This is a genomic window from Sphingopyxis sp. (assembly GCF_041916015.1).
Lineage (GTDB): Bacteria > Pseudomonadota > Alphaproteobacteria > Sphingomonadales > Sphingomonadaceae > Sphingopyxis.
Map to the genome: position 1 here is coordinate 17,230 of NZ_JAYSAH010000042.1, position 15,203 is coordinate 32,432.

Annotated in this window: 19 protein-coding genes; 10 read left to right on the forward strand and 9 right to left on the reverse strand. The window is 66.1% G+C overall.

Going from position 1 to position 15,203, the window contains the following annotated elements; translation table 11 throughout:
- Positions 1-42: 42 nt before the first annotated feature.
- From accD to purB, 7 genes are all read right to left on the reverse strand, one after another.
- Positions 43-894 carry an acetyl-CoA carboxylase, carboxyltransferase subunit beta gene (gene accD / locus ACE3SL_RS05950; RefSeq protein WP_374524836.1) on the reverse strand — a complete coding sequence of 284 codons (852 nt, stop codon included), beginning with the start codon at positions 892-894 and terminating at the stop codon, positions 43-45.
- Positions 891-1,682, reverse strand: a complete 792-nt coding sequence (gene trpA, locus ACE3SL_RS05955; protein ID WP_374524837.1) for a tryptophan synthase subunit alpha — start codon at positions 1,680-1,682, stop codon at positions 891-893. The genes accD and trpA overlap by 4 nt, the downstream gene beginning before the upstream one ends.
- Positions 1,679-2,890, reverse strand: coding sequence for a tryptophan synthase subunit beta (trpB, locus tag ACE3SL_RS05960; protein ID WP_374524838.1), 1,212 nt, complete (start codon positions 2,888-2,890; stop codon positions 1,679-1,681). Before trpB ends, trpA begins: the two co-directional genes overlap by 4 nt.
- A complete protein-coding gene (locus tag ACE3SL_RS05965; RefSeq protein WP_374524839.1) occupies positions 2,887-3,516 on the reverse strand; it encodes a phosphoribosylanthranilate isomerase in 630 nt (209 codons plus the stop codon). The genes trpB and ACE3SL_RS05965 overlap by 4 nt, the downstream gene beginning before the upstream one ends.
- A 134-nt stretch (positions 3,517-3,650) precedes the next feature.
- Positions 3,651-4,325, reverse strand: a complete 675-nt coding sequence (gene pyrF, locus ACE3SL_RS05970) for an orotidine-5'-phosphate decarboxylase (RefSeq protein WP_374524840.1) — start codon at positions 4,323-4,325, stop codon at positions 3,651-3,653.
- Positions 4,322-4,666, reverse strand: coding sequence for a lipopolysaccharide assembly protein LapA domain-containing protein (locus ACE3SL_RS05975; RefSeq protein WP_374524841.1), 345 nt, complete (start codon positions 4,664-4,666; stop codon positions 4,322-4,324). Before ACE3SL_RS05975 ends, pyrF begins: the two co-directional genes overlap by 4 nt.
- 76 nt (positions 4,667-4,742) lie before the next feature.
- Positions 4,743-6,059, reverse strand: coding sequence for an adenylosuccinate lyase (gene purB, locus ACE3SL_RS05980; RefSeq protein ID WP_374524842.1), 1,317 nt, complete (start codon positions 6,057-6,059; stop codon positions 4,743-4,745).
- A 196-nt stretch (positions 6,060-6,255) separates the two neighbouring features.
- Between purB and ACE3SL_RS05985 the strand changes: the two genes are divergently transcribed.
- A complete protein-coding gene (locus ACE3SL_RS05985; RefSeq protein WP_374524843.1) occupies positions 6,256-6,501 on the forward strand; it encodes a hypothetical protein in 246 nt (81 codons plus the stop codon).
- Between the two features lie 20 nt (positions 6,502-6,521).
- Positions 6,522-6,968: a calcium-binding protein gene (locus ACE3SL_RS05990; RefSeq protein ID WP_374524844.1), complete on the forward strand. Its 447-nt coding sequence runs from the start codon at positions 6,522-6,524 to the stop codon at positions 6,966-6,968.
- A gap of 55 nt (positions 6,969-7,023) precedes the next feature.
- Here ACE3SL_RS05990 and rnk read toward each other — a convergent pair whose 3' ends face one another.
- Complete coding sequence (rnk, locus tag ACE3SL_RS05995; RefSeq protein WP_374524845.1) at positions 7,024-7,440, reverse strand: nucleoside diphosphate kinase regulator; 417 nt, start codon at positions 7,438-7,440, stop codon at positions 7,024-7,026.
- A 216-nt stretch (positions 7,441-7,656) separates the two neighbouring features.
- Positions 7,657-8,340, reverse strand: a complete 684-nt coding sequence (gene radC / locus ACE3SL_RS06000) for a DNA repair protein RadC (RefSeq protein ID WP_374524846.1) — start codon at positions 8,338-8,340, stop codon at positions 7,657-7,659.
- Positions 8,341-8,500: 160 nt separating this feature from the next.
- Here radC and ACE3SL_RS06005 point away from each other — a divergent pair, with 160 nt between their 5' ends.
- The 8 genes from ACE3SL_RS06005 (at position 8,501) to ACE3SL_RS06040 (ending at position 15,076) form a co-directional block, all read left to right on the forward strand.
- Positions 8,501-11,674: a YdbH domain-containing protein gene (locus ACE3SL_RS06005; RefSeq protein WP_374524847.1), complete on the forward strand. Its 3,174-nt coding sequence runs from the start codon at positions 8,501-8,503 to the stop codon at positions 11,672-11,674.
- On the forward strand, positions 11,671-11,886 hold the full coding sequence (locus ACE3SL_RS06010; RefSeq protein ID WP_374524848.1) for a YnbE family lipoprotein: 216 nt from the start codon (positions 11,671-11,673) through the stop codon (positions 11,884-11,886). The genes ACE3SL_RS06005 and ACE3SL_RS06010 overlap by 4 nt, the downstream gene beginning before the upstream one ends.
- Before the next feature lie 10 nt (positions 11,887-11,896).
- Positions 11,897-12,298, forward strand: a complete 402-nt coding sequence (locus ACE3SL_RS06015; protein ID WP_374524849.1) for a YdbL family protein — start codon at positions 11,897-11,899, stop codon at positions 12,296-12,298.
- Between the two features lie 205 nt (positions 12,299-12,503).
- Complete coding sequence (locus ACE3SL_RS06020) at positions 12,504-12,839, forward strand: AtpZ/AtpI family protein (protein ID WP_374524850.1); 336 nt, start codon at positions 12,504-12,506, stop codon at positions 12,837-12,839.
- Between the two features lie 51 nt (positions 12,840-12,890).
- Positions 12,891-13,673, forward strand: a complete 783-nt coding sequence (locus ACE3SL_RS06025; RefSeq protein WP_374524851.1) for a F0F1 ATP synthase subunit A — start codon at positions 12,891-12,893, stop codon at positions 13,671-13,673.
- Positions 13,674-13,712: 39 nt separating this feature from the next.
- Positions 13,713-13,943, forward strand: a complete 231-nt coding sequence (locus ACE3SL_RS06030; RefSeq protein WP_067108963.1) for a F0F1 ATP synthase subunit C — start codon at positions 13,713-13,715, stop codon at positions 13,941-13,943.
- A 112-nt stretch (positions 13,944-14,055) separates the two neighbouring features.
- Positions 14,056-14,553 (forward strand): ATPase, encoded by a 498-nt coding sequence (locus ACE3SL_RS06035; RefSeq protein ID WP_374524852.1) that lies wholly within the window; start codon positions 14,056-14,058, stop codon positions 14,551-14,553.
- Complete coding sequence (locus ACE3SL_RS06040; RefSeq protein ID WP_374524853.1) at positions 14,546-15,076, forward strand: F0F1 ATP synthase subunit B; 531 nt, start codon at positions 14,546-14,548, stop codon at positions 15,074-15,076. Before ACE3SL_RS06035 ends, ACE3SL_RS06040 begins: the two co-directional genes overlap by 8 nt.
- The last annotated feature ends 127 nt before the right edge of the window (positions 15,077-15,203 follow it).

Below are 15,203 nucleotides of genomic sequence, written 5' to 3' on the forward strand. Positions count from 1 at the left end.
TCTGGATTGCTTTGCTCCGCTCGCAATGACGGGAATGAAAAATCAGGCCGCCTTTTCGGGCGCCAGATAACCGATCAGGCGCCCCAACGTCTCGGGCAATTCCTTGCGGTGCACCACCATGTCGATCATCCCGTGATCGAGCAGATATTCGGCACGCTGGAAGCCCTCGGGCAGCTTTTCGCGGATCGTGTTCTCGATCACGCGCTGGCCCGCGAAGCCGATCAGCGCCTTGGGCTCGCTGATCTGGACATCGCCGAGCATCGCATAGCTCGCGGTGACGCCGCCCGTGGTCGGATCGGTGAGCAGCACGATATAGGGCAGGCCGGCGCGGCGCAGGCGCGCGAGCGCGACGGTCGCGCGCGGCATCTGCATCAGCGACAGCGTGCCTTCCTGCATCCGCGCACCGCCCGCGGCGGTGATCGCGATATAGGGCACGCCGCGCTTGATCGCCTGCTCGACCCCGGCAACGAAGGCTTCGCCGACCGCGACCCCCATCGACCCGCCCATGAAGGCGAAATCCTGGACGCCGACGACGGCACCCTTGCCCGAAATGCGCCCGAACGCGTTCTGATAGGCGTCGCGGTCGCCGGTCTGCGCGCGCGCCGCCTTGATGCGATCGACATATTTTTTGGTGTCACGGAATTTGAGCGGGTCCTCGGGCGCCGCGGGTGCGGCGATCAGCTCGTGGACGCCGCCGTCGAACAGCTGCGCGAAGCGCTCCTTGGCGCCGATGCGGTCGTGATGGTCGCAGCGCGGGCAGACGTTCAGATTGTCTTCCCACTCCTTGACGAACACCATCTGCTGACATTGACGGCATTTGTGCCAGAGATTGTCGGCGGTATCGCGCTTCGCCGTGAAGGGCAGGGCGTTGCGGACGCGGTCGATCCAGCTCATGCGGCGATCTCCTTTGCGCCGTGGATAGCATCGGCGAGGCTGCGGGTGAAGGCTTCGACATGCGGCGCAGCGGCGTCGCCATGCTCGGCGATGATGTCGATGAAGGCCGATCCGACGACCACGCCGTCGGCGACGCGCGCAATGGCGGCGGCCTGTTCGGGGGTGCGGACGCCGAAGCCGACCGCGACGGGCAGGTCGGTCGCGGCCTTGAGCCGTGCCACCGCATCCTCGATACTCGCCTGCGCGGCCTGCTGCAGCCCGGTGATCCCGGCAACCGAGACATAATAAAGGAAGCCGCCCGCGCCATTCAGCACGTCGGGCAGGCGCGCGGCATCGGTCGTGGGCGTTGCGAGACGAATGAGATCGACGCCCGCGGCGCGCAGGCTCGGCCCGAGCTCGGCATCCTCTTCCGATGGAATGTCGACGCAGATTACCCCATCGACGCCCGCTTCCGCGCATTGGGTGGCGAACCAGTCACCGCCGCGGACCGTCATCGGATTGGCATAGCCCATCAGCACGAGCGGAACGTCGCGGTGGCGCTGGCGAAAGGCGGCAGCGAGTGCGAACAGATCGGCGGTTGTCGTGCCCTTGGCGAGGCTGCGCAAATTGGCGGCCTGGATTGCGGGGCCGTCGGCCATCGGATCGGTGAACGGCATCCCAAGCTCGATCACGTCGGCCCCCCCCGCAACGAGCGCGTCGAGGTTCGCGGCGGTATCGCCGTCGCCGCCGGTGATGAAAGCGACGAGTGCGGGGCGCGGCTTGGCGAAGGTGGCGGCGAAGCGGGTCACAGCGCCACCCCCAGCGCGTCGGCCACGGTGAAGATGTCCTTGTCGCCGCGGCCCGAGCAGTTGACGATGATGATCTTGTCCTTGCCCAGTGTCGGCGCGATGCGTTCGGCAGCGGCGATCGCGTGGGCGGATTCCAACGCGGGGATGATGCCTTCGAGCTCCGTCAGCTTCTGGAAGCTCGCCAGCGCCTCGGCGTCGGTGACGGGTTCATAGCGGACGCGGCCGATTTCGTGGAGCCAGCTATGTTCGGGCCCGATGCCCGGATAGTCGAGACCCGCCGAGATGCTGTGCGCCTCGGTGATCTGGCCGTCCTCGTCCTGCAGCAGGTAGGTCTTGTTGCCGTGGAGGATGCCGGGGCGTCCGCCCGCGAGGCTCGCGGCGTGCTTGCCGTCCAGCCCTTCGCCCGCGGCTTCGACCCCGACGATCTCGACGCCTTCGTCGTCAAGGAAGGGGTGGAACAGCCCGATCGCGTTCGAGCCGCCGCCGACCGGGGCGATCAGCATGTCGGGAAGGCGGCCTTCGGCTTCGAGAATCTGCGCCTTCGCTTCGTCGCCGATCACCGACTGGAAATCGCGGACGAGCTCGGGGTAGGGATGCGGACCCGCAACGGTGCCGATGATGTAGAAGGTGTCGTGGACGTTCGCGACCCAGTGGCGCAGCGCCTCGTTCATTGCGTCCTTCAGCGTCTTCGCGCCGCTCTCGACCGCGACCACCTCGGCGCCGAGCAGCTTCATGCGGAACACGTTCGGCTGCTGCCGCGCGACGTCGACCGCGCCCATGAAGATGGTGCAGGGCAGGCCGAAGAGCGCCGCGACGGTCGCGGTCGCGACGCCATGCTGGCCGGCGCCGGTTTCGGCGATGATCTTCGTCTTGCCCATGCGCTTCGCGAGCAGGATCTGACCGATGCAATTGTTGATCTTGTGCGCGCCGGTGTGATTGAGGTCTTCGCGCTTCAGATAGATTTTCGCGCCGCCGAGATGCTCGGTCAGCCGTTCGGCAAACCATAGCGGGCTCGGGCGGCCGACATAATGTTTGAGCAGATAGTCGAACTCGGCCTTGAACGCCGGGTCGGCCTGCGCGGCGCGATAGTGGCGTTCGAGGTCGAGGATCAGCGGCATCAGCGTCTCGGCGACATAGCGGCCGCCGAACTGGCCGAAATGCCCGCGTTCGTCGGGGCCGGTGCGAAGGCTGTTGGGAAGCTGGGTCATCGACCGGCGGCTTTAAGGAAAGCGGCGATCTTGTCCACATCCTTCACGCCCGGCGCGCTTTCGACCCCCGACGAGACATCGACGAGCGGCGCGCCGGTCTCGGCGATCGCCTGCGCGACATTGGCCGGGGTCAGCCCCCCCGCAACGCCCCAGTCCATGCTGTGCCGATGGTTCCTGAGCAGCGACCAGTCGAAACGCGCGCCCGTGCCGCCGGGCAGCGCCGCTGCGGGCGCGTCGAACAAGATGCGGTCGGCGGCGCCTTCATACTGCCGGATACGTTCGAGCGTCCCGGCGTCCTTGAGCCCGACGGCTTTCCAGACTTCGGCAGGCACAAGCTGCTTCACCCGCGCGAGCCATTCGGGGGTCTCGTTGCCGTGGAACTGGATGATGTCAGGCCGCACCTTGCTCAGTGCCTCGCCGGTCACCTGTTGCGAGGCGTTCACGAGCAGCAACGCGACCTTCACCTTGCCCTCGGCGCGCTGGCGAAGTTCGGCCGCGGTCTTGAGGTCGATGTGGCGCGGGCTTGGCTCGTAGTGGACGAGGCCGATGTGCGTCGCGCCGAGACGGATGGCGGCATCGAGGGACTCGGGCGTCGAGAGGCCGCAGATTTTGACAAATGGGGGCATATTTCTCTAATCTATCTCGATCTGTGTGCTCCCGCGAAGGCGGGAGCCCATCTCCTGCCAGCGCCATTTCGAGCCGACCGGAGATGGGGCCCGCCTTCGCGGGGACATGTTGCTCTGTCAACGCATGGGAGGCCTTAAAGCGTCGCCTCTATCTCGCGCGCCGCAAGGTCGGGGTCCATCGACTGACTGATCGGGCGGCCGACGACGAGGATCGAGGCGCCGTCGGTCATCGCCTGCGCGGGCGTCACGATGCGTTTCTGGTCGCCAGCCTTGCCGTTCGCGGGGCGGACGCCGGGGACGACGAAGAAGCCGCCGGGCCAGGCCTTGCGCGCCGCCTTCACTTCCTGACCCGAGCAGACGATGCCGTCGAGCCCGGATTCGCGAGCGAGCGCGGCAAGGCGGACGACCTGGTCGTGCGGCGTGCCGCCGACGCCGATGTCTTCAAGGTCGGGCGCGTCGAGGCTGGTCAGCACGGTCACGCCGACGACCTTGGTAGCTGTCCCGGCCGCCGCTTTCGCTTCTTCCATCATCGCGCGGCCGCCCGCGGCATGGACGGTCAGCACCGCGGGTTCGAGCGGGCGCAGCGCCTGGATCGCCTTGGCGACGGTGTTCGGAATGTCGTGCAGCTTCAGATCGAGGAAGATCGGCAGGCCGAACTTCGCCATCTCATGCACCCCGTGATGCCCGTTGGCGCAGAAGAATTCGAGCCCCAGCTTCAGCCCGCCGACATGGTGCCGTACCTTCTGCGCCAGCGTCAGCGCGGCGTCGAGGTGCGGGGTATCAATGGCGAGATAGATGGGCGAGGTCATGGTTTGTCCGTCGAGAAGAGGTCGGTCGGGGCCGGCGGCACGTCGCCCGCCGGCGCGGAGGCGGGGGTGGGCTCAACCGGGCGGTTGGCGAGCGCGCGCATGTCGGCGAGCTGGCGCTCGCTGCCGTCGAGGCGGCGTTTCAGCGACCAGCGCGTCGTGCGGAGCGCGATCCACATCGGCACGGCACCGATCAGGAAGGAGGCGATGATGACGAGCGGCAATTTGGTTTCGGCTTCCCAGCCGGGCCAGATGGTCACCGTCACGACACGCCAGTTCGCCATCGCGAAAATTACCAGCACGGCGGTCAGCAAGACCCAGATGATCGTCCGCAGGATTCCCACTATGCCTTGCTCCTCCGTCGGTCTTTCACCGACCCTATGACAGATTTGCGCGCGTTTCCAGCCTTAGGTACGGGCCTTAGGCCTTGCCAAAGACGCGATCGAAGATCGTGTCGACATGTTTCATATGATAGCCGAGGTCGAAGAGCGCGGTGAGTTGGTCCGCCGAAAGCCGCGCCGTGACGTCGGCGTCATCCTTGAGCAGGTCGAGCAGCGAGAGCTGGCCGTCCGACTCCCAGACCTTCATCGCGTTGCGCTGGACGAGCGCATAGCTGTCTTCGCGGCTTGCGCCCGCCTGCGTCAGCGCCAGCAGTACGCGCTGCGAATGGACGAGCCCGCCCATGCGGTCGAGATTCTTCTGCATCCGCTCCGGGTAAACGAGCAGCTTGTCGACGACCCCGGTCAGCCGCGCGAGCGCGAAATCGAGGGTGATCGTCGCGTCGGGGCCGATGAAGCGCTCGACCGATGAATGGCTGATGTCGCGTTCGTGCCAGAGCGCGACATTCTCCATCGCCGGCGTCACGGCGCTGCGCACCATGCGCGCGAGGCCGGTCAGATTTTCGGTGAGCACCGGGTTGCGCTTGTGCGGCATCGCCGAAGAGCCCTTCTGTCCGGGCGAGAAATATTCCTCGGCCTCCAGCACTTCGGTCCGCTGAAGGTGGCGGACCTCGACAGACAGCCGCTCGATCGACGAGGCGATGACGCCGAGGACGGCGAAGAACATCGCATGGCGGTCGCGCGGGATGACCTGTGTCGAGACGGGCTCGATCGCAAGCCCCAGCTTCGCCGCAACATGCGCCTCGACGCGCGGGTCGATATTGGCGAAGGTGCCGACCGCGCCCGAAATGGCGCAGGTCGCGATCTCGGCGCGCGCGGCCTGGAGACGGAGCTTGCAGCGCGAGAATTCGGCATAGGCTTCGGCCAGCTTCAGGCCGAAGGTGACGGGCTCCGCATGGATGCCGTGGCTGCGGCCGATCGTCGGGGTCAGCTTGTGCTCATGGGCCCGGCGCTTGATCGCCGCGAGCAAGGCATCGAGGTCGGCGAGCAAGATGTCGGCCGCCTGGCTGAGCTGGACCGCAAGGCAGGTGTCGAGCACGTCGCTGCTCGTCATGCCCTGATGCATGAAGCGCGCTTCGTCGCCGACATTCTCGGCAACCCAGGTCAGGAAGGCGATGACGTCATGCTTGGTGACCGCCTCGATCGCGTCGATCGCGGCGACGTCGATCGCCGGATTGGTTGCCCACCAATCCCACAGCGCTTTCGCCGCCGACTTGGGCACGGTGCCGAACTCTGCGAGCGCGTCGGTCGCGTGCGCTTCGATCTCGAACCAGATCCGGAAGCGATTCTCCGGCGACCAGATCGCGGTCATTTCCGGTCGGGCGTAGCGGGGAACCATCGGATTTCCTTTTCAATTTCGGGGCGGCATCGCAGAATCCGTTCGGAAACGGGATGGGGCGCCCCCTAGCAGGGACGGGCGGTTTCGCCAATCGTCCGTCCTTCGCAACTTTCGGCAAATCGGGCGGGTTGCTTCCTATGCCCCTTCCAGACAGGTGGCGAGCAGCAGTGCTGCCGCCGCAAACAGGAGTAGTTTGATGTTGAAATACGTGCTTTTGATCGGTGCCGCGGCTGTGAGCTTTCCTGCCCTCGCGCAGACAGCCGAGCCGGCCGACGGTCAGCCCGCTCCGACCCAGTCGGAACCCGCGAGCGACCCGGCTCCGGCACCGGAAAAGAAGGCCGACACCGACAAGGCGCAGCCCGCGCCCGACAGCGCGCCCGCCCCGACGCAGGAACCGTCCAAGGACGAGCCCGCTCCCGAGCCCGATTCGTCGCCGCAGTAATCAGTGATCAGGAGGCAGAAATGCTGAAGCAACTTCTTATCATCGGCGCGGCTGCTATCAGCATCCCCGCCCTCGCTCAGGAAACGCCGCCGGCGGAACCGTCGTCTCCGCCCCCGACCGAACAGCCCGATCCGTCGACGAGCCAACCGGCGCCAGCGCCGGAAAGCACGCCGCCGGCGGGAACGGCCCAGCCCGCTCCCTCGGGCGCGGCGGCAACCCCGGCGCAGATCGCACAGATCGTCGATCGCGAGTTCGCGACCTATGATGCGGACAAGAGCAATGACCTCAACCAGGCGGAATTTGCCGCCTGGATGAAGAAGCTGCGGGCGGCGACCGAGCCGTCGATCGACCCGGAATCGGAACAGGTGAAGACCTGGGTCGGTCAGGCCTGGACCGTCGCCGACGCCGACAAGTCGGGCGCGGTCAGCAAGGAAGAATTGACCGGCTTTCTGTCGCGCGGCGCCTGATTTCTGGCTCCGACAAAAGGTGCAGCCGCCGGAGCGATCCGGCGGCTGCTTTTTTTCAGGATGCCGCCTTCGCCGGCTGCGAAACATCGACCACCGACAAGGCCCGCTCGCGCCCGTCACGATCCGGCCAGCTTATCGATTGCCCGCGCCGCAACCCGATCAGTCCGGCTCCGATCGGAGTGAGGATCGATATGCGTCCCGCCGCGATATCGGCATCGTGCGGATAGACGAGCTGGATGCTGCGGGCCGCGCCATTGGCCTCGTCGATGAAATCGACGCGGCTCGACATGGTGACGATATCGCGCGGCATGGCGGCGGCGGTGTGGATCGTGGCGCGCGATATCTCGTCGGTCAGCAGCGCGGCGACGTCGGGCATGCGCTTTTCGACGCTGACGGCGAGTTCGGCGAGCGCATCGGCCTCGACGTCGATCATGTGGATGGAGGGCCGGCGGCGCGGCTTTCGGGTGGTCATGGTGCAGACTTTCCGCAAAGGGGGAGGGGAAGCGCGGCGCGCTTCGATACCCTGAAATGGGTCGGAGTTTCGCCCCGGGTTTCGGGGCATGACGCGCCGGAACCCGGGGCTAGATGCCCGCGAGAAGCTGACCCCCGTGAAACCGGAATCGAAGATGGCTGCGCCGAATCTGCATCGCGCGATGATGTCGCCTCCGCCGCCGCAAGTAAAGCCGCGTTAGATGAGCCCCATCGCGCGCAGGCTGCGATAGTCCGATCCGCCGACGATGATATGGTCGTGGACGACGATACCCAGCTTCCCCGCGGCCTCGGCGATATCGCGCGTGATTGCGATGTCCTGCCGGCTCGGCTCCGGATTGCCGCTCGGGTGATTGTGGACGAGGATGATCGCCGCCGCGCCAAGCTCGAGCGCGCGTTTTACCACTTCGCGAACATAAATGGCCGACTGATCGATCGACCCCTCGCTCGCCACCTCGTCGCGGATCAGCATGTTGCGCGAGTTGAGATAGAGGACGCGGACGCGCTCGACATCGATCGGCCCCATGTCGGCGCGCAGCCAGTCGAGCAATGCATCCCAGCTCGACAGCAGAGGCTTTTCGCGAAATTCGCCTTTGAGCATATGCAGGCCAGCGGCCCGGACGATCTTCAGCGCCGCGACCGCACCGTCGCCCATGCCGTCGACACGGCGCAGCGATTCGGGGTCGGCGGCGATCAGTTGCGCCAGCGATCCGAATTCGCGAAGCAGCGCCTTGGCGAGCGGCTTGGTGTCGCGGCGTGGGATCGCGAGCGCGAGCAGATATTCGACAAGCTCATAGTCGGCCAGTCCCTCGGGATCATCGAGGAGGCGGGCACGCAGCCGCGCGCGGTGTCCTGCATGATCGGGCGCCGATGTTTCCCCCATAATTCCCCCAAATGCCCCGAGGGCATAACCCGCTTGTGGGGCGCACTCAACGGCCATAAGGTTCTCCGCCTATGGCAACGTCCTCATTATTGCAGCCATTTGCGCCATTTCGGCGTTATCGGTTTGCGAGAGAGCGGATGAGGACACCGAATTCAGCGTCATGACGTCATCCGCCGCCAGCCCGTCATCCGATGATCCCGACCTCGCACGGGTACGCTTCCGCAAGGTCCTGTTCAAGAAGCGCTGGCTGACCGCCGGCGCGGTGACGGTGCTCGCCGCCGCGCTATGGTTGGCGCGCGAGCCGATCGCCGACCGCGTCCTGCGCGACCAGTTCGACGATCGCGGCATTCCAGCGAGCTATACGATCGACGCGATCGGCTTCCGGTCCGAACGGTTGTCGAATCTCGTCATTGGCGACCCCGCGCGCCCGGATCTCACCGCGAAGCGCGTCGAAGTGACGATCGGCTATGGCCTTTCCGGCCCCTATGTCTCCAGCGTTACCGCCGAAGGCGTGCGACTCTACGGCCGCTTCGTCGATGGCCGGCTGTCGCTCGGCACGCTCGACAAGTTTCGCGACCCCACCGACAAGACACCCTTCGCCTTGCCCGACCTTCGCATGCGGCTCGCCGACGCGCGCGCGCGCGTCGAGACACCGTGGGGCGATGTCGGCGCCGCGCTCGATGGCAGCGGCAATCTCCGCAAGGATTTCACCGGCAAGCTTGCGCTGGTGGCTCCCGACATCGCCGCAGCGGGCTGCGCGGCGCGCGGCACGACCTTCTATGGCACGCTCGAAGTCCGCAATGTGCGGCCGCGGCTGACCGGCCCGCTGCGGGGGGCTTCGCTGCGCTGCGCCGACGGAAAGGTCACGGCAAGCGCGCCGCAGGTCGCGCTCGACCTGTCGCTGTCCGAAAATCTGCAAAGCTGGCGCGGCACCGCGAATGCGAGCATCGCCGAGCTTGCCGCCATCGCGGTGGCGGCGGACAGGCTGGGCGTGAAAGCCTCGTTCGAGGGAACGAGCGCGCGCACGACCTTTGACGTCGCGGCGGACATGGCCCGTGTGCGCGGACCCGATTTCGCCGCCCGATCCGTCAACCTCAAGGCCCGGGGCGCCGCCGGGAGCAAGCCGCTGACGGCGAACGGTACCATCCGCTTCGCCGAAGCCAGCGGCAGCGCCGCGCTGCGCCGGTCGATCATCGACGGCGCCAAGGGCGCTGCGGGCACCCCCATCGGGCCGGTTGCCGAACGCGCGGCAGCGGCGCTGGCTCGCGTCATGGCGAGTGCGGGCGGACAGGCGGACTTTGCTTTGGCCGGAGAAGGGCAGAGCGCGCGGGTCGAACTCATGGCGCCCGAATTGGCGAGCGCCAGCGGTGCACGGATATCGGGCACCGCCGACAGCCGTATCGCCTATATATATGGCACGCCGCAGCCCGCGGTAACGATCCTCGGCGACTGGCGCTTCGGCGGCGGCGACCTTCCCTCTGGGGCGCTGACACTCGATCGGCGCGCGAATGGTGCGCTTTCGGGCGGCCTTCGCCTCGACGCTTATGATGCGAAGGGCGCGCGGCTCGCCCTCGCGCCGATATCCTTCACGGGCAACGGCGGCCTGCTCCGCTTTGCGACGACCGCCACCATGTCGGGCCCGCTCGCCGGTGGGCGCGTCGAAGGGCTCCGCGTACCGCTCGCCGGCGCGCTGGCCTCGACCGGGGCATTCGCGCTCAATGGCGGCTGCACTCGCGTCGGCGTCGATCGGCTCGCTGTATCGAGATTCCGGATCGGCACGACTGCCGTCGATCTCTGCAGCCGCCCCGGCGCGCCGCTGCTCAGCGTCGGCCCCGGCGGATTGCGCGGCGCGATCCGCGTGCCCGGTATGCGGCTGCGCGGATCGAGCGGGGTCTCGCCTTTCGCTTTCGACGCGCGTCATGGCGAAATCGATCTTGCCACGATGCGCTGGACGGTCGCGCTCGCCGACGTCCGGCTGGGCGAGGGCGAGAGCGCCACCCATTTCGCGGCGGAGCGAATCGCCGGACGGACGACGCCGCAGGGCTTGGCAGGTGAACTGGCCGGCGCGAGCGGCAAGATCGGTGCGGTGCCGCTCCATATGAGCGAGATCGGCGGCGCATGGCGCTATGCGGGCGGCGTGCTGTCGCTCGACGGCGGGCTGCTGCTGACCGACGCGGCCCTCGAGGCGCGCTTCGCGCCGCTCGTCAGCCGCGACGCCAGTCTGCGCTTCGCCGATGGTGCGGTCGACGCGAAGGCAGGGTTCAGCGAGCGCGAGAAGGGCGTGAAGATCCTCGATACCGTCATCCATCACGCGCTCGGCAATGGCACCGGCTTTGCGGACCTCATCGTCAAGGAGCTGCGCTTCGACGACCGTTTCCAGCCCGACATGCTGACCCCGCTCGCGCTCGGCGTCGTCGCCAATGTCCAGGGATCGGTCGTCGGCGACGGGCGAATCGAATGGACACCGGGCGGGGTCACCAGCCGCGGAACCTTCGCGACCGCCAACACCGATCTTGCTGCCGCCTTCGGTCCGGTGACGGGTCTGACCGCGACGCTCAGCTTCGACGACCTGATCGGACTGCATTCGGCGCCGGGCCAGAAGGTTTCGATCAAGGAGATCAATCCCGGCATTCCGGTCGTCGATGGCCAGATCGAATATCAGCTTCTCGGCGATAACCGCGTCCGTATCGAAGGTGGGCGGTGGCCCTTCGCGGGCGGCGAACTCATCCTGCATCCGACGACGATGAACTTCGCGGCGGACCAGCCGCGCCGGCTCAGCTTCGATGTCGTCGGGGTCGAGGCCGCGGTATTCCTGCAGAATTTCGGCTTCGACAATATCAACGCCACCGGCAAGTTCGACGGGACGCTGCCCGTGGTGTTCGACGGGCTCGGCGGACGAATCGAAAACGGACGCATCGATGCCCGCGGCGGCGGCGGGACGCTCGCCTATGTCGGCGAATTGTCGAATCATAATCTTGGCGCGATCGCCAATTTTGCCTTTGGCGCGCTGCGCTCGCTGAAATATGACGACCTGACGATCATCCTGAACGGGAATCTCGACGGCGAAATGGTGACCGACATTCGCTTCGGCGGCGTGGGGCAGGGTGAGGGCGCGACGCGCAATTTCCTGACCAAACAGATCGCGAAGATCCCGTTGGTGTTCAACGTGAAGGTCACCGGGCCCTTCCGGCAGTTGGTGACATCGGCGAAAGGGTTTTACGATCCGACCGTGTGGGTCGAACAAAATTTGTCGAAACTGATCGAGGAACAGGAAGCCGCCGCATCGGGCGCCTCCGAACCCGTTCAGCCCCCAGAAAGCGAGCCTGTGCGATGACGACGACGAAATATGCAGCAAGGAGGCCGGGTATCGGCGTTCGGTGCGGGGTGACGATGATCGGTGCGGCGGCGCTTGGCGGCTGCGTCCAGATCGCTACCCCCGACAAGCCGATCGAGATCAACCTGAATATCAACATCAAGCAGGAAATCCTGTACAAGCTCGATGGGGATGCCAAAAAGCTCGTTGAGCAGAATAGCGGAATATTCTGACGAGATAGGAATGACGATGATCGAACAGTGGAAACCGGCGGGATGGGCAATGGCCGCAATTGCGGCGACGGCGGCAGTTGCGCTGGCCGTGCCCTCGGCCATGGCGCAGCGCGATCCGGCCTATGAGGCCGCCCGCGCGGCAGGGCAGATCGGCGAGGAGCCCACGGGCTATCTGGGCTTCGTATCGACTCCGACCCCGGCGGTGCGCGACCTGGTCAACGACATCAATATCAAGCGCAAGGCCGCCTACACCAGCGGTGCGCCTGCGGGCAGCACGGTCGAGCAGTTCGCTTTCGTCACCGGCTGCAACCTGATCGCCAAGACCAAGCCGGGTGAGAAATACAAGGCCCCCGACGGTCGCTGGCTGACCCGCGACGCCGGCCCGCCGGTTCGCGCGACCGGCTGTCCGTAACAGATATTCGCAAGGCGGCTTCCGGGCCGCACATGCCGCCGCGCCCCTAAACGCGGCGGCATTTTTGCATCCGGTGCCACAAGCATTGACTTAATGGGGCGGCGTTCCTAAACGGACCGCGCCTTAGGGGTCCCCCGATTTTTCGGGCCTTTTTTCGCAGGCGAAAACGGAATATTCCGGTTTCGTTTCAGGAGGATGGCGCAAGATGATGGGGAATGGCAGCGATCCGGAACACACTTCGGAGGATTCGCGCCTGGTCTCGCTTGAAGAGCGATTGGACCGGGCCGAAGCCGCAGAAGCGAAGCGGAGCGGGGTCAATCCACCCGAAGCCGACGCCAATTACCGGCTCGGCAACCGGGTGTTGGCCGAATTGCTGGGCGGATTGCTTGGCGGGGCGTTGATCGGCTGGCTGATCGACCGTTTCGCCGACACCTCACCCTGGGGTTTGTTGGGGATGCTGGCCCTTGGGGTCGTCGTCGCCTTCAGGAACATCTTCCGGATCGCCAATGCAGCCTCACGCGGCAAGAGCGGTTCGGAATAGGTCAGGTTCAGCCGGCGGGGCATCCCCCGGGAATAGTTTGGAGTGACGCGCGTGTCCGCTGAGGCCGGTAAATTCGACCCGATGCACCAGTTCACCGTCGAACCGATCGCGAAGCTGTTCGCGGTCGATGGGCGCGAGGTGTGGCTGACCACGAGCGCGGTCTGGATGGCCGCCGCGGCGATCCTGCTCTGGGTCTTCATGCTGGGCGGCATGAAGCGGCAGCTCGTTCCGGGCCGCTGGCAGATGGCGGTCGAAGGCTTCACCGGCTTCATCTCGTCGATGATGTCGACGAACATCGGGTCGGAAGGGCGCAAATATACGCCTTATGTCTTCTCGCTCTTCATGTTCATATTGTTCTGCAACATCCTGGGAATGGTGCCTTTTGCTCTCGGCGGCATGCACCCGCTGACGGTCACCAGCCACTTCACGATCACCGGCGTTCTCGCGGTCCTGTCGTTCGCGATCGTCCTTGTGGTCGGTTTCTGGCGCCACGGTCTGCATTTCTTCTCGCTTTTCGTCCCGCACGGCACGCCGTGGCCGATGATCCCGTTCATCGCGCCGATCGAGTTCGTCTCGTTCATGGTGCGCCCGTTCAGCCTCGGCCTGCGACTGTTCGTCGCGATGACCGCCGGGCACGTGCTGCTCGAAGTGTTCGCCAACTTCATCGTCCAGAGCTCGGGCGCCGGCGCCGCGATCGGCCTGCCGGTCGGCCTCGCCAGCATGGCGCTGATGATCGGCATCAGCGCGCTCGAACTGCTCGTCGCGGGCATTCAGGCCTATGTTTTCGCTCTGTTGACCTCGCTCTATATCAACGACGCGGTCAACCTCCACTAATCGTTTCAAATCCTATAGTTAGAACAAGGAGTTAATTTCATGGACGCACAAGCAGCGACGCTCATCGGTGCCGGTCTCGCCGCGATCGGCGCCGGCATGGCCGCCATCGGCGTGGGCAATGTTTTCGGCAGCTTCCTGGAAAGCGCGCTGCGCAATCCGGCCGCCGCCGACGGCCAGCAGGGCCGCCTGTTCATCGGCTTCGCCGCCGCCGAACTTCTCGGCCTGCTGTCGTTCCTGATCGCCATCCTTCTCTATCTGAAGGCGGCCTGACGCCGACGCCGCGCGCGTCCGGCATCCGGCCGGATACGCGCGGCGGTCCCCGCGATGCGCTCCGCCTGACAGGGGTGTACGCATCGGTTCGTCGTCAATCGGAAGAAACAGAATGCCACAGATCAATCAGCTGGCGGAAAACTGGTATCTCGCCTCGCAGCTCTTCTGGCTCGCGCTGATTTTCGGCGCGGTCTTCGTGGTGATCGGTCTCGGCATGTATCCGAAGATCGAGGCCACGGTCGATGCGCGCGACCGCAAGGTCGCCGACGACCTCGCGGCTGCCAAGGCGGCGCATGCGCGGGCGGACGACCTCGAAAGCCAGTATCGCCAGCAAAGCGACGCCGCGCGCGCCGCGGCGCAGAAGGCGGTGCAGGACGCCAAGGACAAGGCCGCGCGCGACGCCGAAAAGCGTCTCGCGAAGATCGACGCCGAACTGTCCGGCAAGATGGCGGCCGCCGAGGCCGATGTCGCGACGGCGCGCAAGTCGGCGATGGCGGAAATCGAATCGGTTGCGGCGGAAGCCTCGGCCGATCTGGTCGCCAAGCTGTCGGGCGTGAAGGTCGCGGCGGCGGATGCCAAGGCGGCGGTGAAGGCGGTGCTCCATGGTTGAACTGATCCTCTCCGAAGCCGCGCACGGCGAGCCTGCGGGCGCGCTTTGGTCTTCGCCGAGCTGGTGGGTCGCGCTCGCGATGACCATCTTCCTCGTCGTCCTGATCTGGAAAAAGGCACCCGCCGCGATCGGCGCGATGCTCGACGGCAAGATCGCCGCGATCGCGAAGCAGCTCAGCGAAGCCGAACAGCTTCGCCTCGACGCCGAATCGCTCAAGGCCGAATATGAAGCCAAGCTCGCTCGCGCCGCGAAGGAAGCCGACGAGATGCGCGACCGCGCAACCGCCGAAGCCGAAGCGCTGGTCGCCAAGGCCAAGGACGACGCCACCGCGCTGATCGCGCGGCGCAAGCAGATGGCCGAAGACCGCATCGCAGCGGCCGAAGCCGGCGCGCTCGCCGAAGTCCGCACCGCAGCCGCGAAGGCGGCGACCGATGCGGCGGCGAAGCTCATCGCCGACAAGCATGACGCAAAGGCCGACAAGGCGCTGATCGACAATGCCATCGCGGCGGTCGTCAAGGGCTGAAGCTTTCGACATCGCTGAAACAAGGCGCCCGCGGATTTCCGCGGGCGTTTTGTTATGGGGGAAACGGCAGCTATCGACCGGAAGGGGACAAGCCAAGCCTATACTCCCGTTCGTGTCGAGCGAAGTC